Origin of the sequence: Streptomyces endophyticus (assembly GCF_035798155.1) — a bacterium.
Taxonomy (GTDB): Bacteria; Actinomycetota; Actinomycetes; order Streptomycetales; family Streptomycetaceae; genus Streptomyces; species Streptomyces endophyticus.
This window is the reverse complement of record NZ_JAOZYC010000122.1, coordinates 285,926-310,495: the sequence shown is the minus strand read 5'-3', so window position 1 is coordinate 310,495 and position 24,570 is coordinate 285,926. Positions and strand designations below refer to the sequence as shown.

At 72.0% G+C, this 24,570-nt stretch carries 21 protein-coding genes and 1 pseudogene; 8 read left to right on the top strand and 14 right to left on the bottom strand.

Features of this window, described 5'->3' with window-relative positions; genetic code table 11:
* The first annotated feature begins 220 nt into the window (after positions 1–220).
* From tgmA to OKJ99_RS19880, 4 genes are all read left to right on the top strand, one after another.
* Positions 221–412 carry a putative ATP-grasp-modified RiPP gene (gene tgmA, locus OKJ99_RS19895; RefSeq protein WP_326018125.1) on the top strand — a complete coding sequence of 64 codons (192 nt, stop codon included), beginning with the start codon at positions 221–223 and terminating at the stop codon, positions 410–412.
* 14 nt (positions 413–426) lie between these two features.
* Positions 427–1,446, top strand: coding sequence for an ATP-grasp ribosomal peptide maturase (tgmB, locus tag OKJ99_RS19890; protein ID WP_326018123.1), 1,020 nt, complete (start codon positions 427–429; stop codon positions 1,444–1,446).
* Positions 1,447–1,575: 129 nt separating this feature from the next.
* On the top strand, positions 1,576–3,024 hold the full coding sequence (locus OKJ99_RS19885) for a carboxylesterase/lipase family protein (RefSeq protein WP_326018121.1): 1,449 nt from the start codon (positions 1,576–1,578) through the stop codon (positions 3,022–3,024).
* Between the two features lie 41 nt (positions 3,025–3,065).
* Positions 3,066–3,860 (top strand): phospholipid scramblase-related protein, encoded by a 795-nt coding sequence (locus OKJ99_RS19880; protein ID WP_326018120.1) that lies wholly within the window; start codon positions 3,066–3,068, stop codon positions 3,858–3,860.
* Here OKJ99_RS19880 and OKJ99_RS19875 read toward each other — a convergent pair.
* Both OKJ99_RS19875 and OKJ99_RS19870 read right to left on the bottom strand, forming a co-directional pair.
* Complete coding sequence (locus tag OKJ99_RS19875; RefSeq protein ID WP_326018118.1) at positions 3,814–4,755, bottom strand: DMT family transporter; 942 nt, start codon at positions 4,753–4,755, stop codon at positions 3,814–3,816. The genes OKJ99_RS19880 and OKJ99_RS19875 overlap by 47 nt on opposite strands.
* A gap of 278 nt (positions 4,756–5,033) precedes the next feature.
* Positions 5,034–5,735 (bottom strand): annotated as a pseudogene (locus OKJ99_RS19870) (phosphatase PAP2 family protein); the annotation flags it as partial.
* 113 nt (positions 5,736–5,848) lie between these two features.
* Between OKJ99_RS19870 and OKJ99_RS19865 the strand changes: the two are divergent.
* Positions 5,849–6,481: a TetR/AcrR family transcriptional regulator gene (locus tag OKJ99_RS19865; protein WP_326018117.1), complete on the top strand. Its 633-nt coding sequence runs from the start codon at positions 5,849–5,851 to the stop codon at positions 6,479–6,481.
* 148 nt (positions 6,482–6,629) lie between these two features.
* Here OKJ99_RS19865 and OKJ99_RS19860 read toward each other — a convergent pair whose 3' ends face one another.
* On the bottom strand, positions 6,630–7,685 hold the full coding sequence (locus OKJ99_RS19860) for a DUF2510 domain-containing protein (protein ID WP_326018115.1): 1,056 nt from the start codon (positions 7,683–7,685) through the stop codon (positions 6,630–6,632).
* A 273-nt stretch (positions 7,686–7,958) separates the two neighbouring features.
* On the opposite strand from OKJ99_RS19860, the gene OKJ99_RS19855 reads away from it, so the two are divergent.
* Positions 7,959–10,649 (top strand): ATP-binding protein, encoded by a 2,691-nt coding sequence (locus OKJ99_RS19855; protein WP_326018113.1) that lies wholly within the window; start codon positions 7,959–7,961, stop codon positions 10,647–10,649.
* A gap of 12 nt (positions 10,650–10,661) precedes the next feature.
* Here OKJ99_RS19855 and OKJ99_RS19850 read toward each other — a convergent pair whose 3' ends face one another.
* The 8 genes from OKJ99_RS19850 to OKJ99_RS19815 all read right to left on the bottom strand — a co-directional run bounded on the left by OKJ99_RS19850 (position 10,662) and on the right by OKJ99_RS19815 (position 18,388).
* Complete coding sequence (locus OKJ99_RS19850; protein WP_326018111.1) at positions 10,662–11,465, bottom strand: SDR family NAD(P)-dependent oxidoreductase; 804 nt, start codon at positions 11,463–11,465, stop codon at positions 10,662–10,664.
* A 64-nt stretch (positions 11,466–11,529) separates the two neighbouring features.
* Positions 11,530–12,651 carry a bifunctional 3-oxoadipate enol-lactonase/4-carboxymuconolactone decarboxylase PcaDC gene (gene pcaDC, locus OKJ99_RS19845; protein WP_326018110.1) on the bottom strand — a complete coding sequence of 374 codons (1,122 nt, stop codon included), beginning with the start codon at positions 12,649–12,651 and terminating at the stop codon, positions 11,530–11,532.
* Positions 12,652–13,030: 379 nt separating this feature from the next.
* On the bottom strand, positions 13,031–14,356 hold the full coding sequence (pcaB, locus tag OKJ99_RS19840; protein ID WP_326018109.1) for a 3-carboxy-cis,cis-muconate cycloisomerase: 1,326 nt from the start codon (positions 14,354–14,356) through the stop codon (positions 13,031–13,033).
* Positions 14,353–14,964: a protocatechuate 3,4-dioxygenase subunit alpha gene (gene pcaG, locus OKJ99_RS19835; RefSeq protein ID WP_326018107.1), complete on the bottom strand. Its 612-nt coding sequence runs from the start codon at positions 14,962–14,964 to the stop codon at positions 14,353–14,355. The genes pcaB and pcaG overlap by 4 nt, the downstream gene beginning before the upstream one ends.
* Before the next feature lie 9 nt (positions 14,965–14,973).
* Complete coding sequence (pcaH, locus tag OKJ99_RS19830) at positions 14,974–15,747, bottom strand: protocatechuate 3,4-dioxygenase subunit beta (protein ID WP_326018105.1); 774 nt, start codon at positions 15,745–15,747, stop codon at positions 14,974–14,976.
* A 21-nt stretch (positions 15,748–15,768) separates the two neighbouring features.
* Entirely contained in the window at positions 15,769–16,992 is a 1,224-nt protein-coding gene (locus OKJ99_RS19825) for a thiolase family protein (protein ID WP_456115191.1), read from the bottom strand.
* Positions 16,989–17,633, bottom strand: a complete 645-nt coding sequence (locus OKJ99_RS19820) for a CoA transferase subunit B (RefSeq protein ID WP_326018103.1) — start codon at positions 17,631–17,633, stop codon at positions 16,989–16,991. The genes OKJ99_RS19825 and OKJ99_RS19820 overlap by 4 nt, the downstream gene beginning before the upstream one ends.
* Positions 17,633–18,388 (bottom strand): CoA transferase subunit A, encoded by a 756-nt coding sequence (locus OKJ99_RS19815; protein WP_326018170.1) that lies wholly within the window; start codon positions 18,386–18,388, stop codon positions 17,633–17,635. Before OKJ99_RS19815 ends, OKJ99_RS19820 begins: the two co-directional genes overlap by 1 nt.
* A 212-nt stretch (positions 18,389–18,600) precedes the next feature.
* Between OKJ99_RS19815 and OKJ99_RS19810 the strand changes: the two genes are divergently transcribed.
* A complete protein-coding gene (locus tag OKJ99_RS19810; protein WP_326018101.1) occupies positions 18,601–19,065 on the top strand; it encodes a MarR family winged helix-turn-helix transcriptional regulator in 465 nt (154 codons plus the stop codon).
* A 161-nt stretch (positions 19,066–19,226) separates the two neighbouring features.
* Here OKJ99_RS19810 and OKJ99_RS19805 read toward each other — a convergent pair whose 3' ends face one another.
* Together OKJ99_RS19805 and OKJ99_RS19800 are read right to left on the bottom strand one after the other, a co-directional pair.
* A complete protein-coding gene (locus OKJ99_RS19805) occupies positions 19,227–20,123 on the bottom strand; it encodes a DUF3048 domain-containing protein (RefSeq protein ID WP_407700723.1) in 897 nt (298 codons plus the stop codon).
* Positions 20,124–20,179: 56 nt separating this feature from the next.
* A complete protein-coding gene (locus OKJ99_RS19800) occupies positions 20,180–21,241 on the bottom strand; it encodes an ATP-dependent DNA ligase (protein WP_326018099.1) in 1,062 nt (353 codons plus the stop codon).
* Positions 21,242–21,314: 73 nt separating this feature from the next.
* On the opposite strand from OKJ99_RS19800, the gene ligD reads away from it, so the two are divergent.
* Positions 21,315–22,346, top strand: a complete 1,032-nt coding sequence (gene ligD, locus OKJ99_RS19795) for a non-homologous end-joining DNA ligase (RefSeq protein WP_326018097.1) — start codon at positions 21,315–21,317, stop codon at positions 22,344–22,346.
* Positions 22,347–22,377: 31 nt separating this feature from the next.
* Here the strand turns inward: ligD and OKJ99_RS19790 are convergent, their stop codons facing one another.
* A complete protein-coding gene (locus OKJ99_RS19790; protein WP_326018095.1) occupies positions 22,378–24,570 on the bottom strand; it encodes an OmpL47-type beta-barrel domain-containing protein in 2,193 nt (730 codons plus the stop codon).

The window sequence follows — 24,570 nt, the reverse complement described above, 5'->3', positions numbered from 1 at the left end:
AAAGGGTTGTAAAGGCGTCGTATAGGTGGAGTGGCACAAAGCCCCAGCAATGCCCGGTCATTACCTGGCTGACGTTGTGTCATCACGCTCCGTTGCGGAATGAACTCCTCAGCCGTGTGATGCGTCTTACTCGAAACGAGACCTATGAATTCGCTGGAGATGTGACGTCGGAGAGTCACCATGCGCTTGACTTGGCGAACCTTCAACTAGGAGAGAGCCCATGCGACCGTTCGCACTGAACTATGCCCGTCCCACGCTAGAGGCAGAGGTCAGGGCGCCGTATGTGTACGACGCAACGCAGCAGTTGAACGTGCTGGCCGACGGCGCAGTGGCGGCGCGCGACTACGCAGTGTTGCGGGAGTTCGCGTCCACCACCTCCACCGCAGGCTCGAAAACCCATTTCGACGACTGAACGGCCCTGCGGAAATGACCGTGCTGATCCTGACGAGTGAGCAGGATGTGACGGCCGACATGGCCGTCGTCGAATTAAATGCCAATGGAATACCTGTCCTGCGGCTCGACCCCGCCGAACTGCCGGGCGGCGTCGGCCTGTCGGGCGAGTTCGCGCACGGCGCGTTCCACGGCCATCTCTCCGTCGGTGGCCGGGTTGTCAGTATGGGCGGCCTGCGCTCGATCTGGGTGCGCCGCCCCGGCGTGCCCGCCGCCCACGCGGAAGCCGCGTCGCCCTGGCTCACCGAGGAAGCCTCGCATTCCCTGTACGGAATGCTGAGATGCACCGAGGCGCGCTGGATGAACCACCCCGACTCCGCCCGCCAGGCCCGCCACAAGCCGTGGCAGCTGTGGCTGGCACGCGCCTGCGGACTCCCGGTGCCCGCCACGCTGATCACCACATTCCCGCGTGCCGCCCGTGAGTTCGCCGAGCGCTACCCCGACCTGATCGTGAAGCCGGTCTCCGGCAAGCACCCCGACGACGCCGGGCTCGCCGTGCCGACCACGCGCGTGCGTCCGGGCGAGGACTACCGGGACGTCGCGAACGGGCCGACGCTGCTCCAGCGCCGAGTGCGCAGGGCCGCGGACATCCGCCTGACCTGTGTGGGCGACCAGCTGTTCGCGGCGCGCGCGGCGAGCTCGCGGGACGCCGAGGACGCGCGGCACGGCGACGAGGCGGCCGTGGACGACGTGCGCTTCGACCCCGCCGCGGGCCCCTGGCGCCCGATACCCGTGCCCCGGCGCGTGGCGGACGCGGTGCGGGCCTATCTGACCCGCGCCCAACTGGCGTACGGGGCATTCGACTTCGCCGAGGACGCCGACGGCGTCTGGTGGTTCCTGGAGTGCAACCAGTCCGGCCAGTTCGGCTTCATAGAGATCGAGACGGGGCAGCCCATCGGCCGCGCCGTCGCCCAGTGGCTCGCGGGCGCCCCCTTCGGGCCCATATCCGCGGCCGGTGGGGACGACGAGCGCGCCCTCGGCGCGGAGTGTGGCTGACACGACTCGCCGGTGATCTTTACGTGCGGTGGGCGGCCGGGTAGGAGAGGAGTGGCCGACCTTCCCCAAGCTCTCAACTTCGTTCGAGCAGGGGAGACCCCATTCGCTGCGCCGAGGGAGCCCCACCGTATGACCGACGCCACCGCAGTCACCAGGCAGGGAACCCTGCGCGGCCGCACCGAGGACGGGATCGCCGCCTTCCTCGGAGTGCCGTACGCCGCCGCCCCGTTCGGCCCGCACCGCTTCGCCGCGCCGCAGCCCGCCGAGCCGTGGACCGGGGAGCGCGACGCCACGCGGTACGGGCCGACCGCGCCCAAGGCCCCGTACGCCCCGCCGTTCGACGCGCTCATCCCCGAGACCAGCCAGGACGGGCCCGACTGCCTCAACCTGAACATCTGGACCCCGGAGCCGGGACCCGACGCCCGGCTCCCCGTCATGGTGTGGCTGCACGGCGGCTCCTTCTCCAACGGCTCCGCGAACTCCTCCGGCTACCGCGGCGACGCCTTCGCCCGCGACGGCGTCGTCTTCGTCGGCGTCAACTACCGCCTCGGCGTGGACGGATTCCTGCACCTGCCGGGCGCGCCCGACAACCGGGGCCTGCTCGACATGATCGCCGCGCTGGAGTGGGTGCGCGACAACATCGCGGCGTTCGGCGGGGACCCGGACCGGGTGACCGTGTTCGGCGAGTCGGCGGGCGGGGTGGCGATCGGCCGGCTGCTCGTCGAGCCGCGCGCCCGCGGCCTGTTCCGGCGCGCCATTCTGCAGAGCGGGGCCTGCCACCACTTCGTACGGCCCGACACCGCGCGCCGCATCGGGGAGCGGCTGGCGGAGCGGCTCGGGGTGGCGCACACCGCGGAGGCGTTCGCGGCGGTGCCGCTGCCGGAACTGGTCGCGGCGCAGGGCGCGTTGTCGGACGAGTTCCGGCAGCGGCCCGACCCGGCGGTGTGGGGCGACGCGGCACTGAACGGGATGGTCTTCGAGCCGGTCGCCGACGAGCGCACGCTGCCGGGTCCCGAGCTGGGTGTGGACATCCTCGTCGGCAGCAACCGGGAGGAGAACCGGCTCTACATGGTGCCGACCGGGCGCTTCGGCACCATCAGCGAGGGGCGGGTGAAGCGCGGCGCCGAGGCCTTCGGCGCGGACCTCGCGGGGTACGAGGCGAGCCGTCCGGACGCGAGCCCCGGCGAACTCCTCGACGCCATCGTCACCGACTGGTTCTGGCGGATCCCGGCCGTGCGGCTCGCCGAGTCCGTGCCGGGCTCGCACGTCTACGAGTTCGCCTGGCGGTCCCCGCAGTTCGGCGGGGAGCTCGGCGCCTGCCACGCCCTGGAGCTCGGCTTCGTCTTCGACCGCGTCGACGACCCGGACTACGCGGCGCTCGCGGGCAAGGACGCCCCGGCGGACCTGGCCCGCGCGATGCACGGCGCGTGGGTCGCCTTCGCCACGTCCGGGGACCCGGGCTGGGCCGCGTACGACCCGGCGGGGGAGCGCTCGACCATGGTGTTCGACGCGGGTGCCTGCCGCGTCGAGGCGGACCCGCGGACGGCCGAGCGGGAGCTGTGGGAAGGCGTGCGCTGAGGGCTGGATCCATGCCCGGTACGGCGCGGTAGTGTGCCCCGGTGACGACGCATTCGAACACCCCTGCAGGTTGGTACCAGGACCCCCAGGGGACGCCCCAGACCCTGCGGTGGTGGGACGGCGCCCAGTGGACCGAGCACACGCACGCCGCTCAGGCCCAGGCCCAGGCGCCGGCCGCCGGAGTGCAGCGGCAGGTGCAGCAGCAGGCGGGCGTCCCGGGGGCCGGGCAGGGCGGCGGCACGCTGTTCACCGAGCCGGTCCTCGTGGTGAACCAGAAGGCCAAGCTGATCGAGCTGACGAACGAGTACAGCGTCATGGATCAGCACGGCAACCAGCTGGGCTCCGTCGTCCAGGTCGGCCAGAGCGCCATGAAGAAGGCGCTGCGCTTCGTCGCCAGCGTCGACCAGTTCATGACGCACAGGCTGGAGATCCGGGACGCGTACGGGCAGCCCCACATGGTGCTCACGCGGCCGGCCAAGTTCGTCAAGTCGAAGGTGATCGTGGAGCGCCCGGACGGCACGCCGGTCGGCGAGATCGTCCAGCAGAACGCCATCGGGAAGATCAACTTCGCGATGATCGCGAACGGGCAGCAGGTCGGCGCGATCAAGGCGGAGAACTGGCGGGCCTGGAACTTCGCGATCGTCGACCACGCGGACAACGAGGTCGCGCGCATTACGAAGACGTGGGAGGGGCTCGCCAAGACGATGTTCACGACCGCGGACAACTATGTGCTGCAGGTGCACTATCAGTTGCCGGAGCCGTTGTTGAGCCTTGTCGTGGCGACGGCTCTCACCGTGGATACGGCGTTGAAGCAGGACTCCCGTGGGTTTGGGTGAGCCTCAACGGGGTTGCGGTCACGGGGCTCTGCCCCGGACCCCGCGGGCTCTCGTCCAAGAGCGGGGCTTGATCCGGCTCGACCACCGTCGAATGTGTCAGCAGCACCACTCCGCCCGTCGCCAGGATCGCGCCCACCGCGGCGAGGCTCCAGCCTGCTGCGCCGCCCTGGAGGCGCTCGCCCAGTAGCACCAGGCCGATGACCGACGCCGCCATCGGGTTCGCCAGTGTCACCATCGCGAGGGGTGCGCCGAGGCCGCCCCGGTAGGCCGTTTGTGAGAGCAGGAGGCCGCCTGCCGCGAAGGCCGCGACCAGCAGGGCCACCGCGATCACCCGTACGTCGAGCAGGGGGCCCGTGCGGTCGGTGACCGCCACCGTGACCGTCTGCGTGAGCGCGGACGCGACGCCCGAGGCGACCCCGGAGGCAGTGGCGTGCCGCAGGCCGGGCTTCGCGCCGCGCCGTGAGAGCACGCCGATGAGCGCCGCCGTCACCGCGGCCACGCCGAGCGCCTCGGGCAACGAGAGCGTGTCGTCGGGGGCGGGACCCGACGCCGTCACGAGGAGCGCGCCCAGACCCGCGAGCGTGAGGGCCGTGCCCCGCCACTCGCCGGCCGTGACGTGCCGCCCCGCCACCCGCGCCCCCAGCGGCACCGCCGCGACGAGGGTGAGCGCGCCGAGCGGCTGGACCAGGGTGAGCGGCCCGTACTTGAGCGCGGCGACGTGCAGCAGCGCGGCCGAGGCGTTCAGCCCGACCGACCACCACCAGGTCCTCGTCCCGAGCAGCCGCAGCACGCCCGCCCCCGACCTGGCGGCGAGCCGTTCCTGGGCGACGGCCGCGGCGGCGTAGGCGACGGCGGAGACGAGGGAGAGTGCGACGGCGAGAAGTGTGGCGGTCATCGTGCCGCTCCGGTCGCGAGGGTCGCGGTGGGCTGGGGCGCGTGCGCGGCGGAGGCGGACGTGGAGACCGGCGAGGCGATCACCTCGACCGGTATGTGCGTCGGCGTCGCCGCGGCGAGCACATCGGCGGCCGTGAGCGCGTCGGGCGGCGTACGGAACGCGGCCGGGGCCGGCGTCCACGGCGTCGGCGTGTGCCGGGGCTCCAGGACGTGCGGTGCGGTCGCGGTCGTGGGGGCCGGCACCGGGAACAGGTGGCGCCAGAAGCCGGTCGCGGCGACCGCGCGCGGCAGCCGGATCACCGCGAGCGCGGCGGCAAGCAGCAGCGTCGCCACGATCGTGTCGAGCCAGTAGTGGTTGGCGGTGCCCACGATCACGAGCAGCGTGAACAGCGGGTGCAGCAGCCACAGCCAGCGCCACCGCGAGCGGGTCGCGGCGACCAGGCCGATCGCCACCATCAGGGCCCAGCCGAAGTGCAGCGAGGGCATCGCGGCGAACTGGTTGGCCATGGTGTCCGTGGCGGGCTTCGCGGCGTACACCGAGGGGCCGTAGACCTGCGCGGTGTCGATGAGGTGCGTGGCGGCGAGGAGCCGCGGCGGGGCCAGCGGGAACGCCAGATGCAGGACGAGCGCCGCGGCGGTGAGCGCCGCGAGCACGCGCCGCGTCCACAGGTAGTGGCGCGGGCGGCGCAGGTAGAGGAAGACGAGCAGCGCGATCGTGGCCGGGAAGTGCACGGACGCGTAATAGGTGTTCGCGATGTGCACCAGGGTGTCGCTGCTCAGCAGCACGTCCTGCACCGCGCCCTCGCCGGGCAGGTGCACGGCACGCTCGAAGCTCCACACGTGGTCGGCGTTGTGGAAGGCCTCGGCGGTGTGGCCGTTGGCCAGCTGCCGCCCGAGCTTGTAGACGAGGAAAAGTCCCACGACCAGCAAGCTCTCGCGTATCAGGGGCGGCCGGACGGCGTGCTGCTCCGGTTCCCTCATGTTCCCGTTCATCGATACGCCAGTGTACCGATACGTTGGCGTACCGGTACACTGGCGTATCGATAGGACGGTGTGATCTCATCGACACTGCCGCCGACCGAGGAGTGAGGGCCATGACGACGCGAGAGAAGGCCACCGAGGCCGCACCCACCGCCTCGCGACGCTCGAAGATCAGCCCCGAGCGGGCCCAGGAGTTCTTCGACGTGGTCCTGGATCAGCTGCGGGAGCAGGGGTACGGGGACCTCACGATGGAGGGCGTCGCCGCGCAGGCCTGTTGCAGCAAGTCCACGCTGTACCGGCAGTGGAAGACGAAGCCGCAGCTCGTGGCCGCGGCGCTGCGGGCCGGACGCTGCACGAAGTTCTTCACGGCGGACACGGGTACGCTCGCTGGGGACCTCGTGACCGCCGCGCGCAACGCGGCGTCGCAGGCCAAGCCGGACACCGTGCTCGTGCAGGCCCTCGGGCACGCCGCCCTCCAGGACGACGAGCTGAAGGGCGCCCTGCGCGAGGCGCTGATCGAGCCGGAGCTCGCGTCGATCGACGCGATGGTGAAGCGGGCGGTGGAGCGCGGCGAGATCGCCGAGGACCATCCGGCGCTGCCCTACCTGGCCGCGCAGCTCTTTGGAGTCATGCGCAGCCGACCGATCCTGGAAGGGCGCGACGCCGACGAGGACTATCTGGTCCGCTTCGTCGAGAACGCGCTCATTCCGGGCCTTGGCCTGACCCTGGAGGGTCGGGCCACCTGAAACGGGAGGCCGCCGGTCGCAGGGATGACCGACCGGTGGTCTGCCCGCGCCGCACCGTGGGGACGGGGGCGGCGCGCACCCCCGGCCGGGCGGGTTCCTCCTTGAGCGGAGGGGGACCCGCCCGGCCGCATGTGTGCGGGGACGGTGTTCAGACGTTCTCGCCGGCGTCGCCGTCGCCGGTGACCGAGGCCTTCTTGATGCCCTTGAGGATCTTGTCGATCGCCCCGGCGTCCGGGCCCTTCGCCTTGTCCGCGGCGGTGTGCGGGACGTCGATCCCGGCGCGCAGCACGACGAGCTTGTCGGGGTTGGCGGGCGAGGGGAAGGCGGCCGACTCGACCCACGCGTCGACGCCCGACTTCGTCTCGACGCTCCAGCGGACCCGGTAGCCCTGCTGCCCGGCGACCGTGACCGCCTTCGCGAACAGCTGCTTGTGGCCCGTGATCCCCTGGTAGGTCTTGCCTCCGTAGGACGACTTCGCGTTCTTGGCGATGTCCTCCTTCGCGGCGGCCTTCGCCGTCTTCGCGTCGAGCTTGAGGCGCTTCGCCGACGAGGTGGACGCGCCGCCCTTCACGCAGACGTCGTCCTTCGAGTTGGGGCAGGGGTACGGGCCGACCGTGAGACCGGCGACGCCGGCGCCGTCGGTGCCGGTCCAGTCCTTGATGACCGGGAGCGCGACCCCGTTGCCGACGTCGGTGGCGAATCCCTTGTCGAGCGGCGCCCGCGGGGTGGCCCCCGGCGCGTCCGGGGCCGGGCTCTCGCCCTCGCCGCCGGGGGCATCGGGGTCACCGGGGGTCGTCTCCTTCGGGCTCTGCGACCGGGAGTCCGCCTTGTCGTTCTTGCCCTCACCGCCACCGCCCGACGTGAGCGCGTAGACACCGGTGCCGATCCCCGCGAGCACCACGACCGCGATCCCCGCGGCGATCGCGACCCGGCCCCGGCCGCGCGACTTCGGCGGCAACTGGCCCGGATGGCCCGGATGGTTCGGGTACGCCGGGTTGATCCCGGGTGCGGCCGGATGCTGGGCGAACGGTGCCGGATGCTGCGAAGGCGGCTGCGGCTGCGGCTGCGGCTGCGGCGAAGGGGCGGTGGTGGCGGGGCGGGTCTGGTCGGTCCAGCGTGCGCCGTCCCACCAGCGTTCGGTGCGCGGGCCGTTGGGTATCTGCCCCGGGTCGGGGTACCAGCCTGCGGGAGTCTGCGACGTCATGGACGGAACAGTATGAGGCCCGGCTGAAAAGGGGATGAGAGGGTGCGCCCCGCGGTCGGGATCGTTACCCGGGCGGCCCGCCCTCGTCTCCGCCCTTCGTCTGCCCCCCATCTCCGCCCCCCCATCTCCGACCAAATGTCACCGACTGCCGCGACGCCCCACGAAGTTGAGGTCTCCCGGTCTAGTCTCGTGACCAGTACGTCGATCGCCCCATGTGATCGGCTGCGACCGGACACCGGGACGACACCTGGTACGACAACGGGAGGCTGCGGGATGACCCAGGGACGGCACGCCGAAGCCGCGCCCTCTGGCCCTCACCTGTGGGAGAGAGAGTCCGAACTCGACGTCGCGGCGCGCGCGCTCGACGATCTGTACGGCGACTCCGCGGCCGCGGGCAGCCTCGTCGTCTACAAGGGAGAGGCGGGCATCGGCAAGACCGCCCTGCTCGCCCAGGTGCGTGAGATGGCGGCGGGCCGGGCCACCGTGTGGTCGGCCCGGGGCGGCGAGACCGTCACCTCCGTTCCCTTCAACGTCGTACGCCAGCTCATGCAGCCCGCCCTCGTGGCGCTCTCCGAGGAAGAGGCCCGCGAGTACTTCGGCGACTGGTACGACATCGCGGGCCCCGCCCTCGGTATCGCCGAGCCCACAGGGCGGCAGGCCGACCCGCAGGGCGTGCGCGACGGACTCGTCGCCGCGGCGTCCCGGCTGGCCCGCTTGCACTGGCCGTTGGTGCTGCTCATCGACGACGCGCACTGGGCCGACCTGGAGACCCTGGAGTGGCTCGCCGCGTTCGCCGAGCGCCTCGACGGCCTGCCGGTGTTCGTCGTCGTGGCGCAGCGCGAGGCCGCGGACGGGCGCGCCGCCGCCTGCCTGGACGCGGTGGCCGCCGCCGCCCGCCCCGGCGTCTCCCAGCTGAGCGCCCTCACCCCGGACGCCACCGCGGGCCTGACCCGGGCCACGCTCGGCGGCCACGCCGACGACCCGTTCTGCCGCGAGGTGTGGGCCGTCACGGCCGGAAACCCGTACGAGACCGTCGAGTTGCTCGCCAAGGTGCAGGACAGCGAGCTCCAGCCCGACGAGCGGGCCGCCGTCGAACTGCGGGCGCTCAACCGGTCCGCCCGCGGCCGCGGCCTGGTCACCCGTCTTGAAGGGCTCGGCACCGACGCGACCCGGTTCGCCTGGGCCGCCGCCATCCTCGGCACCCGCATCGAACCGGGCCTCGCCGCCCTGCTCGCCGGCATGAACCCCGAGCAGGCGGGACGCTGCGCCGAGCAGCTGCGCACCGCCCGCATCCTGACCGACACGGGGTCCGCCGGATCGGGGTATGGCGCCACCGACACCCTGGAGTTCGTCCACCCGCTGATCGCGTCCGCCGTGTACGACGCGATCCCGGCGGCCACCCGTACCGCCATGCACGGCCAGGCCGCTTGGGCGGTCACCGCCTCCGGGCACGGCCCCGCCGCGGCCTCCCGGCACCTCCTGGAGGTGCACCCGGACGACGACCCCGAGCTCGTCGAGCAGCTGCGTGCCGCCTCCCGCGAGCACCTCGCCGTCGGTGCCCCCTCGGCGGCCCGGCGCTGCCTGGAGCGCGCCCTCCAGGAACCACCGCTGCCCGAGACCCGGCCCCACGTGCAGTACGAGCTGGGCTGCGCCACGCTGCTCACCTCACCGTCCAACACCGTCGCGCACCTGCGCTCCGCTCTCGACTCGGCCCCCGGGCTCTTCGGCGAGCAGCGCGTCGACGCGGTGTGCCGCCTCGCCCAGGCCCTCGTCCACACCAACCGGCTGGACGACGCGCTCACCGAGATCGACGCCGAGACCGCCCGGTTGGACGAGGGGCCCCACCGGCTGCGCCTGCGGGCCACCCGCCTCTTCTGGGAGTGCATCTACGCCGGCGAGCACGATCCGCAGGCCCGTTCCCGCAGCCTTGCCGAACTCGCCGGCCGGGTCACCGGGCGCGACAACCCCGAGCGCGTGCTGCTGATCCTGCGCGCCTTCGACATGATGAACCGCGGTGAGAACGCCGAGGAGGTCGCGGAGTACTGCGACCGCTCCCTGGTCAACGGACGCCTTGCCCCCGGCCTCGGCTGGACCGACCCCGAGTGGGGCTTCGAGATCCTGATCGCGCTCGGCCTGTCGTACCTCTTCTCCGACCGGCTCGACCGCGCCGAGAGCCTGTTCGCGGAGAGCATGCGGGCCTACGAGACCGCCGGCTGGAGCGGCGGCCACCTCTCCCTCGCGCACGCCTTCGTCGGATACGTCCACCGCAGGCGCGGCCGGCTCAACGACGCGGAGGCGTTCCTGCGCGAGGCGCTGCGCCTGGCCGACCGGGTGGGCCACGGCCTGCCCATGCACTGGTCCGCGGCCGCCATGCTCATCGACACGCTGCTCGCCCGCGGCAAGCCCGACGAAGCGCTCCAGATCGCCGACCGCTACGGATTCGCCGCGCCCTACCCGTCGATGATCCTGCTGCCCGACGCACACTCGGTGCGCGGCCGTCTGCTGCTCGCCGTCGGTCGCACCGAAGAGGGCATCAACGAACTGGAGGCCGGGGGCAAGGTCGCCCTGGCCCGGGGCGGGCACAACACCATCGTCGAGTCGTGGGCCGGCGATCTGGCCCTCGCCCTCGCCGACACCGACCCGCGGCGCGCCGCCGAACTCGTCGCCCAGTCCCGCGTCCAGGCCGAGCGGTTCGGCACGGACACCGCGATCGGTGAGGCGTTGCGGTGCGCTGCCGCGCTGGCCACGGGGCGGGAGCAGCTCACCCTGTACGCGAAGGCGGTCACGTACCTCGAAGCGTCTCCCTGCGCGTACGAACACGCTCGGGCGCGGGTCGAGTACGGGATCGCCGCGCGGTCGCTGTCCGAGCTCAACCGCGGGCTGCAGCTGGCTCGGTCGTGCGGGGCGGACGCGCTGACGGCGCGGGCCCGGGAGGTGCTGGAGACGGGGCGGGGACTGCGCTAGGCCCGACAGGCCCTAGGGGCCCAGGATCCGGTCGAGTTCGGCTTCGAGGCGGTCCTGGACCTCGCGGTCGTACGTCTCCGCGTTCGCGAGCGTCGGTTGCTCGCCGTCGAAGAACCCCGCGGTGGCCTCGCCGCCCAACTCGCCGACGGCCAGGGCCAGTACACCGGCCGCGCCGTCCTCGACGGTGTTCAACGGGCCGACCCCGGCCTCCCGGACCATCGCCGTGTCCATGTACGTCGCCGGGTGGATGACGTTGACGTGGATTCCCGTGCCGGTCAGCTTGCGGGCGAGGGCGAAGGTGTGGGCGGCGAGGGCGAACTTGGCGCGGCAGTACGCCTCGGTGCCGCTGTAGTCGTTGGTGAACTCAAGGTCGTCGAAGTCGAGCGGGGCCTGGCCCAGGGAGCCGCAATTCACCACGCGGGAGGGCGAGTTGGCCTGGAGCGTGGGCAGCAGGGCGCGGGTGAGGGCGACCGGCGCCAGCAGGTCGACGGCGAACCGCAGCTCGTGCCCGTCGGCGCTCAGCTCGCGGCCCGTGCCGGGGGCCCCGGTGCCGACGCCGGCGTTGTTGACGAGGACGTCGAGCTCCGGGTGGGCGGCGGCGACGCGGGCGCCGAGGTCGCGGACCTGCTCCAGGGAGGCGAGGTCGGCGACGAAGCCCTCGGCGCGCCCGCCGGTGGCCCGAAGCTCCTCGACGAGGGCGTCCGTACGTTTCTCGTCCCGGCCGTGCGCGAGCACGACGTGCCCGCCGCGGACGAGCTCGAAGGCGAGGTACCGGCCGAGGCCGGAGGTGGCACCGGTGATCAGGAGTGTGGCCATGCGTCCAGGCTAGGGGGCAGGCGGTGCGGTTGGCGTGGCCCCCCTGGACGTATGCCTGTCGGGGTTACGCCAGGCCCTCCTCGGCGAGCACTCGCTGGGCGACGCCGAACGCGGAGTTGGAGGCGGGTACGCCCACGTACACGGCGCACTGCTGCACCACCGCGCCGATCTCGTCCGGGGTGAGGCCGTTGCGCAGGGCGGCGCTGACGTGCATGCCGAACTCGTCGAGGTGGCCGTGGGCGACGAGCGCGGTCATCGTGATCATGCTGCGCTCGCGGCGGGTGAGCGTCGGGTCGGTCCAGATCTCGCCCCACGCGTAGCGCGAGATGAAGTCCTGGAATCGGGCCGTGAAAGGTGTCTGCCGCGCCTGCGCCCGGTCGACGTGCGCGTCCCCGAGCACCTCGCGGCGCACCTCCATGCCGCGCTTGGCGGCCTGCCCGAGGTGGGTGCGCAGCAGTCCGACGACCGCCGCGGGCCGTTCGGCGGGGGCGAGGTGGGAGGCGCCGGCCAGCTCGACGAGTTCGCTGTCCGGTACGGCGTCGGCGATCTCGCGCAGGTGGGCGGGCGGTGTGGCGGGGTCCTCGCGGCCGGCGACAACGAGGGTGGGCACGGTGATGTCGGGGAGGCGGTCCCTCAGGTCGAACGCGGCGAGGGCGTCGCAGCAGGCGGCGTAGCCCGCGGGGTCGGCGTCCCTGTTGTCCTGCACGAGGCGTTCCACGGTGAACCCGGGAGTGAACCAGCGCGACGGCGCGGTCTCGGCCACGCCCGCCGTGCCCTCCTTGCGGACGAGGGCGGCACGCTCCTCCCAGTTCTTGGCGCCGCCGAAGTGGGCGGAGGAGCAGAGGACGGTGAGGCTGGTGAGGCGTTCCGGGTGGTGCACGGCGAGGTGCAGGCCGACGGCGCCGCCGAGGGAGACGCCGGCGTAGGCGAACCGGTCGATGCCGAGGTCGTCGGCGAGTGTGAGGACGAGGTCGGCGAGGTCTCCGACGGTGGCCCCGGGTTTGATCAGGTCGGCGGGCGATCCGCCGTGACCGGGGAGGTCCCACCGTACGACGCGGTGGGCGCTGGAGAGTTCGGGGGCGACGCCGTCCCACAGGGCGAGGCTCGTCCCGAGGGAGGGCCCGAGGATGAGCGGGGGAGCGGTGGGCGAGCCCTCGGCGTGGTGGTGGAGACGGGGTGCGGTCATGGGTGGGCTCCCGGTGGGTGGGTGGTCGGGGGGCGACTTGGGCTGGCGGGGTGGGGTCGTCGTCGGGTGACGGTTATGCGTGGCTGGGCGCGCAGTTCCCCGCGCCCCTGGGGAGGCGGGTCTGCGGTCGCCGTCGAGGGCAGGTCGTGCGTGGCTGGGCGCGCCCCGCGGCGGAGCCGCTGATGGGCACGGTCCCGCGCCCCTGGGGACGCGGGGTTGGCGTCCCCGTCGGGAGTGGGCGGCTCAGGGGCGCGGGGAACTGCGCGAGCGCAACCGCGGGGTGGCGGGCCATCCGGTTCGGTTCGACCCACCCCACCCGGCCCCAGCCCCCTGCCACGCGCCCGCAGGGATTTCGGGAAGGGGTGGGGTGGGGGACATGTCATTGGCGCGACAGCGCCCGGTCCACCAACACACCCGCCGCGCCCGTGTACCGCGACGGATCGGTCAGCTCGGCCACGTCCACGCCGGTGTCCTTGAGGGCCGGTTCCGCCGCCAGGACATCCGCGAGGGAAACGCCCTCCTCACGGGCCCGCCGCGCGGCGGACGCCAGGAGTTCCTTCGCCGGGCCCCGCCCGAGCACCCCGGCCAGCTCCGCCGAGAGCCGCTCGGAGACGATCGCCCCGCCGGTCGTCGACAGATGCGCGCGCATCACGTCCGCCCGCACCACCAACCCGTCGACCAGCTCGGAGGCATCCCGCGCCGCGCCGCCCACCGCCCGCAACAGCTCTCGCAGCGTGGTCCATTCGGCGTGCCACGCGCCCGCGGGACGTTCGTCCTCCGCGGGCAACGAGGCGTAGAGCGTCGCGGCGAGCGCGGGCGCACGGCGGGCCGCGGCGGCGATGAGCGTGGAGCGGACCGGGTTCGCCTTGTGCGGCATCGCGGAGGAACCGCCGCCCGCGCCCTCGGCCAGCTCGCCGACCTCCGTACGGGAGAGGACGAGCACATCCGCCGCGATCTTGCCGAGCGCACCCGCCGTGAAGGCCAGCGCCCCCGCCAGGTCCGCCACCGGCGTACGCAACACGTGCCACGGCAACTCCGGCTCGGACAGGCCGAGTTCACGCGCGTAGGCCGCCATCAGGGCGACCGGATCCTCCGACCCGTACGCCCCGAACGCGGCCAACGTGCCCGCCGCACCGCCCAGCTGAACCGGCAGCGCCGCGCGCACGCCCCGCAGCCGGTCCCGCGCGTCGAGCACCAGCGAACGCCAGCCGGCCGCCTTGAGGCCGAACGTCGTCGGCACGGCGTGCTGCGTGAGCGTACGGCCGGGCAGTACCGTGTCCCGGTGGTCGGTGGCGATCCGCGCCAACATCCGTTCCGTGTCGGCGAGTTCACCCGCGATCACGTTCAGCGTGCGCGCCGCGACCAGCATCAGCGCCGAGTCCAGGATGTCCTGGCTCGTCGCCCCCCGGTGCACGTACGGACCGTACTGCGAAGACGCTTCCGACACCGCCGCCGTGAGGTCCGCGACCAGCGGGATCACCGGGTTTCCGCCGCCGCGCGCGCGGCGCGCGAGGTCCCGCGCGTCGAAGCGCTCGGCGACGGCCGCCGCGGTGACCGCGTCACCTGCCGCGGCGGGCGCGAGGCCGAGTGCGGACTGCGCCCGTGTGAGGCCCGCCTCCGCGTCCAACAGGGCCTGAAGGAAGGCCTCTTCGGACGTGGTGCGCTCGGTGGGCGCGCCCTCGCTGCCGGGGTCGAACAACGTCACGTGAACTCCAGGAAGACCGTCTCGCCCTCGCCCTGAAGGCGGATGTCGAAACGGTACGTGCCATCAGCCTGCCGCTGTGCGATCAGCGTGTCGCGGCGCTCCGCGTCGACCTGCTGGAGCACGGGGTCCGCGGCGAGCGGCGCGTCATCGGAGGAACCGGCGAAGTAGATCCGCGTGTACAGGTGCACGAGAAGGCCGCGCGCGAACACGCACACGCTCAGGTACGGGGCGCTGTCGCCGCGCGCGCCGGGCCGCAGTGTGCGCACGTACCAGTGGCCGTTGACGTCGGTCTGGATGCGGCCCCAGCCGGTGAACTCCACGCCGTTGCGGCCGAGGTAGCCGCCGGTCGTCGGGTCGCGCCGGATCGAGCCGTCGACCTGCGGCAGATTGCCCTCGGGGTCGGCGCCCCAGATCTCGACGAACGCGTCGGGCAGCGGCTTGCCCGCGCCGTCGTAGATGTAGCCCTGGACCGTGACGGTCTCCGGGTGGCCGACGGGCGCGATGTCGGCGCCGCCGGGGAAGGGGAGCGCGTAGCCGTAGAACGGGCCGACCGTGTGCGAGGGGGTGGGCAGCACCGCGTCCGGGTTGCTGGTGTCGATCTTCGTCATGGTGGTCGCTCAGCGCCCTTCTTCGATCCAGGTGGCGTTCGGGCCGTCGAGCACGATGTCCCACTGGTAGCCCATGGAGAACTCCGGGACCGACTGGTCGTGGTCGTACGTGGCGATCAGGCGCTGGCGCGCGGCGTCGTCCGTCACGGACTGGATGATCGGGTCGTACGGGAACAGCGGGTCGCTCGGGAAGTACATCTGCGTCACGAGCCGCTGCGTGAACGCCGAGCCGAACATCGAGAAGTGGATGTGAGCCGGACGCCAGGCGTTGGTGTGCTGACCCCACGGGTACGGTCCTGGCTGGATCGTCGTGAACCGGTAGTTGCCCTGATCGTCCGTCAGGGTCCGTCCCACACCGGTGAAGTTGGGGTCGAGCGGGGCGTCGTGTTGCTCGCGCTGGTGGGCGTAGCGGCCCGCCGAGTTGGCCTGCCAGACCTCGATGAGCTGGCCGCGGATCGGCCGCCCGGCACGGTCGAGGAGCCGGCCCGCGACGGTGATGCGCTCGCCGATCGGCTCACCGACGTGCTGCTTGGTGAGGTCGTTGTCGAGCTCCGTGATGTCGCGCTCCCCGAAGGCGGGGGAGGCCAGCTCCACCAGCTCCGGGTCCTTGGAGACGTCGATGGTGACCGGCGGCTGCTTGGGGTGGCGCAGGACGGAGGAGCGGTAGGGCGCGTAGTCGCGGCGCGGCTGGTGCTCGACGGGCCCGCCGTCGGCGAGCCGCTTCTCGTACGCGGCGTGCGCGGCGGCCGTCTCCGCGTCGATGTCGTGCTGGGTGAGAGCCATGGGGCGGACCTTCCTAACCTTCTAGCGTTCCAGGACGAGGGCGAGGCCCTGGCCCACGCCGATGCAGAGCGTGGCGACGCCGACGCCGGAGCCCTTGCGGGCGAGCTGGTGGGCGACCGTGCCGGCGAGCCGGGCACCGGACGCGCCGAGCGGGTGGCCGAGTGAGATGGCGCCGCCCTGCGGGTTGAGGACCGCCGGGTCGAACTCGGGCCATTCGGCGACGCAGCCGAGCACCTGCGCGGCGAACGCCTCGTTCAGCTCCAGTGTCGACAGATCGGCAAATCCCTTGCCCGCCTTGGCGAGCGCCCGGTTCGTGGCCTCGACGGGCGCGAGCCCGAAGTAGTGCGGGTCGATCGCGGAGACGCCGGTCGCGGAGATCCGGGCGAGCGGCTCGCGCCCGGTGGCCTTCAGGCCCTCCTCGTCGACGAGGAGCAGCGCGGCGGCGCCGTCGTTCAGCGGCGAGGCGTTGCCCGCCGTGACCGTGCCGCCGTCCTTGCGGAAGGAGGGCTTGAGCTTCGCCATCGCTTCGAGGGTGGTGGTGGCGCGCACGGACTCGTCGGCGTCGACGACGGTCGGGTCGCCCTTGCGCTGCGGGACGGTGACGGACGCGAGCTCGGCGTCGAACAGGCCGTTCTTCTGCGCCGCCGCCGCTTTCTGGTGGCTGGCGAGCGCGAACTCGTCCTGCTGCTCGCGCGTGATGTGGTGCTTGTCGGCGATGAGTTCGGCCGACTCACCCAGCGACACCGTCCACTGCGGCTCCATCCTCGGGTTGACCATGCGCCAGCCCAGTGTGGTGGAGAACAGTTCGGTGCTCGCGGCCGGGAACGGCTTGTCGTTCTTCGGCAGCACGTAGGGCGCGCGGGTCATCGACTCGACGCCACCGGCGACGGCGATGGACGCGTCGCCCACCGCGATGGCGCGGGCCGCCTGGATCACGGCCTCAAGGCCGGAGGCGCACAGCCGGTTCACGGTGACACCCGGCACGGAGGTGGGCAGCCCGGCGAGCAGCCCCGCCATGCGGGCCACGTTGCGGTTCTCCTCGCCCGCGCCGTTGGCGTTGCCGAAGTACACGTCCTCGATCCGGGACGGGTCCAACTGCGGGGTACGGGCGACCAGTTCACGGATCGCGTGTGCGGCGAGGTCGTCCGGGCGGACGGCCGCGAGGGCGCCGTTGTAGCGGCCGATGGGGCTGCGTACGGCATCGACGATGTAGACGTCCTTGACGCGGTTCACTGCACTGCTCACTTGGCTGCCTCCGGGATGCGTACCTTCGCGGCGGTCTTCTCGACGACTTCCTCGGCGGTGACGCCCGGTGCCAACTCGACCAGTTCCAGGCCGTCCTCGGTCACGTCGAGCACGGCGAGGTCGGTGATGATCCGGTCGACGCAGCCCTTGCCGGTGAGCGGCAGCGAGCACTCCTCGACGATCTTCGGGGAGCCGTCCTTCGCGGTGTGCGTCATGGTGACCAGGACGGTACGGGCGCCGTGCACCAGGTCCATGGCGCCGCCGATGCCGGTGATCATCTTGCCGGGCACGGCCCAGTTGGCGAGGTCGCCGTTGGCGGAGACCTGCATGGCGCCGAGCACGGCGACGTCGATGTGGCCGCCGCGGATCATGCCGAAGGAGAGCGCGGAGTCGAAGAACGAGGCGCCCGGCAGGACGGTGACCGTCTCCTTGCCCGCGTTGATCAGGTCGGGGTCGACCGCGTCGTCGGTGGGGTACGGGCCGGTGCCCAGGATCCCGTTCTCGGACTCCAGGATCACCTCCACGTCGCCGCCGAGGTAGTTGGGGATCAGCGTCGGCAGGCCGATGCCGAGGTTCACGTACTGGCCGTCGCGCAGCTCACGCGCGGCGCGGGCGGCCATTTCCTCACGGGTCCAGGACATCAGTTGCTCACCGTCCGCTTCTCGATGCCCTTGTCGGCGGACTGCTCCGGCGTCAGGGCGATGACGCGCTGCACGAAGATGCCCGGCAGGTGCACGGCGTCCGGCTCGATCTCGCCCGGCTCCACCAGCTCCTCCACCTCGGCGATCGTGATCTTTCCGGCCTGCGCGGCGAGGGGATTGAAGTTCCGCGTGGACTTGTTGAAGACCAGGTTGCCGTGCCGGTCGCCCTTGGCGGCCCGCACCAGCGCGAAGTCCGTGCGGATGCCGCGCTCAAGGACGTACTCGACGCCGTCGAACTCCCGCACCTCCTTGGGCGGCGAGGCCTTGGCGACCCCGCCGTTGCCGTCGTAGCGCCAGGGCAGGCCGCCGTCCGCGACCTGGGTGCCGACGCCCGCCGGTGTGTAGAAGGCGGGGATGCCCGCGCCGCCCGAGCGGAGCCGCTCGGCGAGCGTGCCCTGCGGGATCATCTCGACCTCGATCTCGCCGGCCAGGTACTGCCGGGCGAACTCCTTGTTCGCGCCGATGTACGAGCCCGTGACGCGGGCGATCCGCCCGGCGCTCAGCAGGACGGCGAGGCCGGAGTCCATGGCGCCGCAGTTGTTCGACACCACCGACAGGTTCCCTGTGCCCTGCTCGTACAGCGCCTTGATCAACACGTTCGGTACGCCGCTCAAGCCGAACCCGCCGACCGCGAGGGACGAACCGTCCCCCACATCGGCGACGGCCTGTGCGGCCGTGGCGACCACCTTGTCCATCCCTGCCAGCCCCATCTCCGCGAAGTGCTCATGAAGTGCTCAGCGCACTGAGCATTTTCTGGATGGCGCTCACGTTGCCACTGGGTGTGTGAACCGTCAAGAGTCCCGAGGCAAACGCGTGGATGGGCTCGACAAGCGGCCGGGGCGTGCCGGATCCTTGCTCAGTGCACGGCCGTGTTCAGCGGCGCAACGACAGTAGACGGAGGACCGCCATGGCCGCGGTGGATCTGACCACCCATCCCGGGCACCTCGCCCGGCGGCTCCAGCAGGCGCACTATCTGCTGTGGAACACGATGGTCTCCGAGGAGATCACGTCGCCGCAGTTCGCGGTCCTCAACGCGCTGGTGGCCGAGCCGGGTCTGGACCAGCGGACCGTGGGGGAGCGGGTCGGGCTCGACCGCTCCACCATCGCGGAGGTGGTCACCCGGCTGACCCGGCGTGAGCTGGTCGACAAGGTGCGTGACCCGCAGGACGGTCGCCGCTGGTTGTTGCGGCTCACGCCAGGGGGGCTGCGCACGCACAAGAAGCTGGCGGTGCGGACGGCCCGGATGAACCAGATCTTCCTGGCCCCGCTCGACGCCTCCGAGCGGGGGGTGTTCTTCGACCTGATCCAGCGGGTGTGCGACGGGGCGGAGGGCCTTCGGCATCCGGGTGAGGTGGAGGTGGTGGGGGCCTGAGCTTCCTGTTGCGCCCACCCGCGGTTGCGGCCGCGGGGCTCCGCCCCGGACCCCGCGCCTCAATCGCCGGCGGGGCTTGATTGGCTTGGTCTTTCAAGCCCCTGCGGCGATTGAGCAGCGGGGTCCGGGGCAGAGCCCCGTGGCGTAACGCCGGGTGGGCGCTAGCGTTCGGCGAGGATCACCCACACCGGGCCCGGAGCGAACGGAACGCTGAAGGTGGTGCCGTCCGTGGGGGTCGGGCGGCGCCATGTCGCGTCGTGGGCCAGGCCACCCCGGAGGATCACCGCCTCGCCCTCCCCGACCGTCCGCGACAGCGGCGACGCGTTGCCGGACCTGTCGTGGAAGCGGGAGGGCGCCACGTCGACGTACTGGACGACCACCGTCGGGGCGCCGAGCCGCTTGCCGGTCACCGTCGTCGCGGCGCGACCGTCCATGGCCACCAGCCAACGGCCTTGCTCCGCCGACCAGTTGAAGGTGAACCGGGCCGCGGGGAACCGCACCGTGTGCTCCGTCTCGGCCCGCCCACCCTTGGGTGCCCGCTCGGCGAACTCGAACCCGGCCGCCTTCCCCGCGTGCACCCCCGCCGCGGGATCGCCCAGCTTCGCGGGCCGCAGATACAGGTTGTGCGGCGCCGGCCTGTCCGAGCCGCGGAAGAACGCGGCGCCGCCCTTGCCCGGCGGCACCGCCCGCAGCGGCGCCGCGTCGATGGAGGGCCGCAGCGCGCTCTGCGCCCCCGAGTACGCGAGCGTGGGCCGGTCGAACTGGCGCAGCAGCTCAAGATCGGTCTCGCGGGCGCTGCGCACCGGCCCGACCACAGTGGGCAGCCGCGAGCCGAACACCGCCATCAGCCGACTGAGACCGGCCTCGACCTGCTCGACGTACACGAGGTCGGCCTCGTCGAGCCCGGTCTGGGGCCGCGCCGCCCCCACGTTGTCGATCTTCACGGCGAGCAGCGGCGCACGCGCCGACGCCGAACTCCCGCCCCCGGGCAGTCGACTCGCCGTACACGCCGAGGCGAACATCCCGAGAGCCCCGACCACGACCGCACGCCTGCGCATCTCGTCCACGCACTCTGGATACCCACGGGCACGCCCCGCTCACTCCCGTCGCGCGCTCAGCGCAGCACATCCGCCAGGTCGAACTTCACGGGCTCCTCCAGCTGCGCGTACGTACAGCTCTGCGGTGTGCGGTCCGGGCGCCAGCGGCGGAAGCGGGCCGTGTGGCGGAAGCGGGCGCCGTTCTCCATGTGTTCGTAGGCCACCTCGGCCACCAGGTCCGGGCGCAGCGGGATCCAGGAGAGGTCCTTCTTGCCGGTCCAGCGGCTGGTCGCGCCCGGCATCCGCCTGCCCTCGTGCGCCGCCTCTTCGGTCCACGCCGCCCACGGGTGGCCCGCGGCGGAGTCCATGCGCAGCGGCTCCAGCTCGGCGACCAGCTCGGTGCGGCGCTTCATCGTGAACGCCGCGCAGACCCCGACGTGCTGCAAGGCGCCCTCGTCGTCGTACAGGCCGAGGAGGAGGGAGCCGACGACGGGACCGCTCTTGTGGAGGCGGTAGCCGGCGACCACGCAGTCCGCCGTCCGCTCGTGCTTGATCTTGAGCATGGCGCGTTCGTCCTGCCGGTAGCGCAGGGTGAGCGGCTTGGCGACGACGCCGTCGAGGCCCGCGCCCTCGTAACTCTCGAACCAGACCTGGGCGAGCTCCGCGTCGGTGGTGGCCGGGGCCAGGTGCAGCGGGGCCGAGGCGTTCGCGAGGGCCTGTTCCAGGAGGGGTCTGCGGTCGGACAGCGGCAGCTCGACCGTGGACTCGGAGCCGAGCGCCAGGACGTCGAAGGCCACGAAGGAGGCGGGCGTGCGCTCGGCCAGGGTCTTCACCCGCGAGGCCGCCGGGTGGATCCGCTCGGTGAGCGCGTCGAAGTGGAGCCGCCCGTCCCGCGCGATCACGATCTCCCCGTCGAGCACGCAGCGCTCCGGGAGCCGCTCGGCGAGCGCCGCGACCAGCTCGGGAAAGTACCTGGTCAGAGACTTGGTGGTGCGACTCGTGAGCTCGATCTCCGGCCCGTCGCGGAACACGATCGCCCGGAACCCGTCCCACTTCGCCTCGTAGTGCATCCCGGCGGGGATCTTGGCGGCGGACTTGGCGAGCATCGGCTTGACCGGCGGCATCACGGGTAGATCCATGCCCCGATTCTGTCCTCTACGGTGATGTATCGCCCGGTATGCGCGATACGTCCTTTCGGCCTAGCGTGAGCGCATGGGTGGCAAGGGCGCGGCAGTGGAACTGGAAGCGGGCGGCCGGACGGTGCGTCTGTCCAGCCCCGACAAGGTGTTCTTCCCCGACGGCGGGAAGGTGACGTACACCAAGCTCGACCTCGCGAACTACTTCCTCGCGGTCGGCGACGGCATCCTGCGCGCCCTGCGCGACCGCCCCACCACCCTGGAGCGCTACCCCGAGGGGGTGACCGGCGAGTCCTTCTACCAGAAGCGCGCGCCGAAGAACCTGCCCGACTGGATCCCCACCGCCACGATCACCTTCCCCTCGGGGCGGACCGCCGACGAGATGTGTCCCACCGAGGTCGCCGCGGTGATCTGGGCCGCCCAGTACGGCACCCTCACCTTCCACCCCTGGCCGGTGCGCCGCGACGACCCCGACCACCCCGACGAGCTGCGCATCGACCTCGACCCGCAGCCCGGCACCGACTACGCGGACGCGGTGCACGCCGCCCGCGAACTCCGTTCCGTGCTCCACGACTTCGGCGGCCTGCGCGGCTGGCCCAAGACCTCCGGCGGGCGCGGGCTGCACGTCTTCGTGCCCATCGAACCGCGCTGGACGTTCACCGAGGTGCGCCGCGCGGCGATCGCCTGCGGCCGCGAACTGGAGCGGCGGATGCCGGAGTTCGTCACCACGGCGTGGTGGAAGGAGGAGCGGGGCGAGCGCATCTTCGTCGACTACAACCAGACGGCCCGCGACCGCACCATCGCCTCCGCCTACTCGGTGCGCGCCCGCCCGCACGCCCCCGTCTCCGCCCCGCTCTCCTGGGACGAGGTGGGCGACGCGCTGCCCCGCGACTTCGACATCGTCACCATGCCGAAGCGGTACGCCGAACTGGGCGACGTACACGCCGACATGGACAAGGAGAGGTTCTCCCTCGACGCCCTCCTGGAGCTGGCCGACCGCGACGAGAAGGACCGCGGCCTCGGCGACCTGCCGTACCCGCCCGAGTATCCGAAGATGCCGGGCGAGCCCAAGCGGGTGCAGCCGAGCCGGGCCAGACACGAGGACTGACCCGGCTGGGCTCACCGACCTACAAGGAGACTCAGAGCTCCTTCACGCGGATGTCCCGGTACGAGATGACGTCCGTCGTGCTGTGCACCTGGAGTCCGACGTACCCCTCGGAGTAGCGCCGGCCGTCCGTGCCCGGGTCGTCGCCCCGCGGGGGTTCGAAGACCTGGCCGCCGGTGTTGTCGAACTCGTTGATCAGCACACCGTTGCGGTAGATCGAGAAGTGCTGGTCCACCACCTTGATCTCGTAGTCGTTCCACGTGCCCTTCTGGGTGACGCCCGCTCCCGCGAGGCCGACCCGGTCGAAGCCGTAGACCGAACCGGTCTTGTACATGTCCCCATCGGGCTTGTCGAGCACCTGGATCTCGTGCCCGTACTTGATGGCGACCCACTCCGGGTTCGGCTCCTCCGGGTTGTCGTGCACCCAGGGGAAGCGCACGAACACACCGCCGTTGGCGTTGCCCGTGCCCGGCGCGTCGTCACGCCACTGCAACTTCAGCGAGTAGTCCCCGTACTTGCGCTGCGGGAACCACAGCATGCCCATGCCGTCCACGGACGTGCTGCTGGTGATCGAGCCGTCGGCATTGAGCGCGAACTTGCCGCCGCCGACCTGCTCCCACTTCGAGAACTGCTCCTGCGTGCCGTCCAGGATCTTCTTGTAGCCGTCGGTCTGGCCCGGCGTGCCGATCGGGGACTGCCGCGCCGCCTTGTTGATCGTGTTGTACTCGCGCTGGTCGACGACGCCTTCCTTGAGGAGCTTGTCGGTGATCGTCTTCACGTGCTTCACGAACAGCGCGTGCGACGTCCACTCCTTCTCGTCCTCGATCAACTCGCCGATCCTGCACCGGTTGTTGGTGACCCGGTTCGGGATGCCGGTGTCCGTCGTGCCGACGAAGACGGTGGAACGCTCGTCCAGCTCCGGGCAGTTGGGCGCGGGAACGCCGCCGCCCGAGGCCACCGCGAACACGAACGTCTGCGCCGCGGCGGCGTTGCCCGCCTTGTCGCTCGCCCGGTACGCCACGGAGTGGGCGCCCACCCGGTCCACCACCACGGGGGCGGTGTACGCGAGATAGGGCCCGCCGTCGAGTGAGTACTCGACCTTGTCGACGCCCGACATGTCATCGGTCGCCGTCACCGTCAGCTTCGCGTTGTTGATGTACGCGCCGTCGGAGTTCTTGTCCCCTCCGACCGCCAGCGACACCGTCGGAGGCGTCGTGTCCTGGACGGGCGGCGCCACGACCTTGAAGTCGACGGACTTCTCGGCAGCGGCGTTGCCCGCCTTGTCCGCGGCCCGGTAGCGCACCGTGTAGGTGCCCGGGTCGTGGAACATCACCGGGGCGGTGTACGGCTGCCAGGCGCCGTCCGAACCGACCGCGTACTCGATGGTGTTGACCCCGGAGCCGGTGTCCGACGCGGAGACCGTCACCGTGGCCATGCCGACGTACGCACCGTCGTCGTCCTTGTCACCGGTCACCGTCGCCGAGGTCTCCGGCGGCGTCTTGTCGTCCGTCGGCGGAGCGACCACCGTGAAGTCGAGCGACTTCTCGGCGGCGGCGTTGCCCGCCTTGTCGGTCGCCTTGTACTTCACGGTGTGCGCGCCGACCTGGTCGACGACCACCGGCGCCGTGTACGGCGTGTACGCGCCGCCGTCCAGGGCGTACTCGATGTTGTCGACGCCCGAACCCGCGTCGGTCGCGCTGACCGAGACGGACGCGGACCCGACGAACGCGCCGTCGGCGTTGGTCTGCCCCTCGGCCTTCGCCGAGGTCTCCGGCGCGGTCGTGTCATCACCGCCACCACCGTCCGTCACCACCAGGACCCCCGTCATGCTGGTGTGGCCGGGGATCGTGCAGTGGTAGCGGTACTTGCCGGGGGAGAGGGTGACCTCGGCCGTGTGCTTGCCGCCCATGTCGTCGTTCGGATTGGCCAGGATGTTCAGCGGCACGTCGTTGTTGTACTCGGGGTCCGACACGTCGAACGTCAACGTGTGCGGCATCCCGGTGGTGTTGCCGGTCGCCGCGCTGTTCTCGAAGACGATCGTCGCCTTGCCGGCGACAGCCGTCTCCGGCGCCGACGTGTACTTCGTGATGTCGTCGCCGGCCGTCCAGGTCAGCACCTGCTCGGCCGCGGCGGGCTCCGTCTGGCTGTACGCCGGCGTGGTGCCGCTCAGGCCGAGGCACATCAGCAGGGCCGCGAGCAGCGCGGTCAGCATTCTCCGTCTACGCAT

What these genes read in the sequence shown, in the direction of transcription:
- OKJ99_RS19875 (WP_326018118.1), bottom strand. Translation starts at nt 4,755, where the DNA reads ATGACCGCCACACTTCTCGCCGTCGCACTCTCCCTCGTCTCCGCCGTC.
- OKJ99_RS19810 (WP_326018101.1), top strand. Translation starts at nt 18,601, where the DNA reads ATGGCCGCGGTGGATCTGACCACCCATCCCGGGCACCTCGCCCGGCGG.
- pcaH (WP_326018105.1), bottom strand. Translation starts at nt 15,747, where the DNA reads ATGGCTCTCACCCAGCACGACATCGACGCGGAGACGGCCGCCGCGCAC.
- OKJ99_RS19865 (WP_326018117.1), top strand. Translation starts at nt 5,849, where the DNA reads ATGACGACGCGAGAGAAGGCCACCGAGGCCGCACCCACCGCCTCGCGA.
- OKJ99_RS19885 (WP_326018121.1), top strand. Translation starts at nt 1,576, where the DNA reads ATGACCGACGCCACCGCAGTCACCAGGCAGGGAACCCTGCGCGGCCGC.
- OKJ99_RS19800 (WP_326018099.1), bottom strand. Translation starts at nt 21,241, where the DNA reads ATGGATCTACCCGTGATGCCGCCGGTCAAGCCGATGCTCGCCAAGTCC.
- ligD (WP_326018097.1), top strand. Translation starts at nt 21,315, where the DNA reads ATGGGTGGCAAGGGCGCGGCAGTGGAACTGGAAGCGGGCGGCCGGACG.
- OKJ99_RS19820 (WP_326018103.1), bottom strand. Translation starts at nt 17,633, where the DNA reads ATGTCCTGGACCCGTGAGGAAATGGCCGCCCGCGCCGCGCGTGAGCTG.
- tgmA (WP_326018125.1), top strand. Translation starts at nt 221, where the DNA reads ATGCGACCGTTCGCACTGAACTATGCCCGTCCCACGCTAGAGGCAGAG.
- OKJ99_RS19850 (WP_326018111.1), bottom strand. Translation starts at nt 11,465, where the DNA reads ATGGCCACACTCCTGATCACCGGTGCCACCTCCGGCCTCGGCCGGTAC.
- OKJ99_RS19805 (WP_407700723.1), bottom strand. Translation starts at nt 20,123, where the DNA reads ATGCGCAGGCGTGCGGTCGTGGTCGGGGCTCTCGGGATGTTCGCCTCG.
- OKJ99_RS19855 (WP_326018113.1), top strand. Translation starts at nt 7,959, where the DNA reads ATGACCCAGGGACGGCACGCCGAAGCCGCGCCCTCTGGCCCTCACCTG.
- tgmB (WP_326018123.1), top strand. Translation starts at nt 427, where the DNA reads ATGACCGTGCTGATCCTGACGAGTGAGCAGGATGTGACGGCCGACATG.
- pcaG (WP_326018107.1), bottom strand. Translation starts at nt 14,964, where the DNA reads ATGACGAAGATCGACACCAGCAACCCGGACGCGGTGCTGCCCACCCCC.
- OKJ99_RS19860 (WP_326018115.1), bottom strand. Translation starts at nt 7,685, where the DNA reads ATGACGTCGCAGACTCCCGCAGGCTGGTACCCCGACCCGGGGCAGATA.
- OKJ99_RS19790 (WP_326018095.1), bottom strand. Translation starts at nt 24,570, where the DNA reads ATGCGTAGACGGAGAATGCTGACCGCGCTGCTCGCGGCCCTGCTGATG.
- pcaDC (WP_326018110.1), bottom strand. Translation starts at nt 12,651, where the DNA reads ATGACCGCACCCCGTCTCCACCACCACGCCGAGGGCTCGCCCACCGCT.
- OKJ99_RS19815 (WP_326018170.1), bottom strand. Translation starts at nt 18,388, where the DNA reads ATGGACAAGGTGGTCGCCACGGCCGCACAGGCCGTCGCCGATGTGGGG.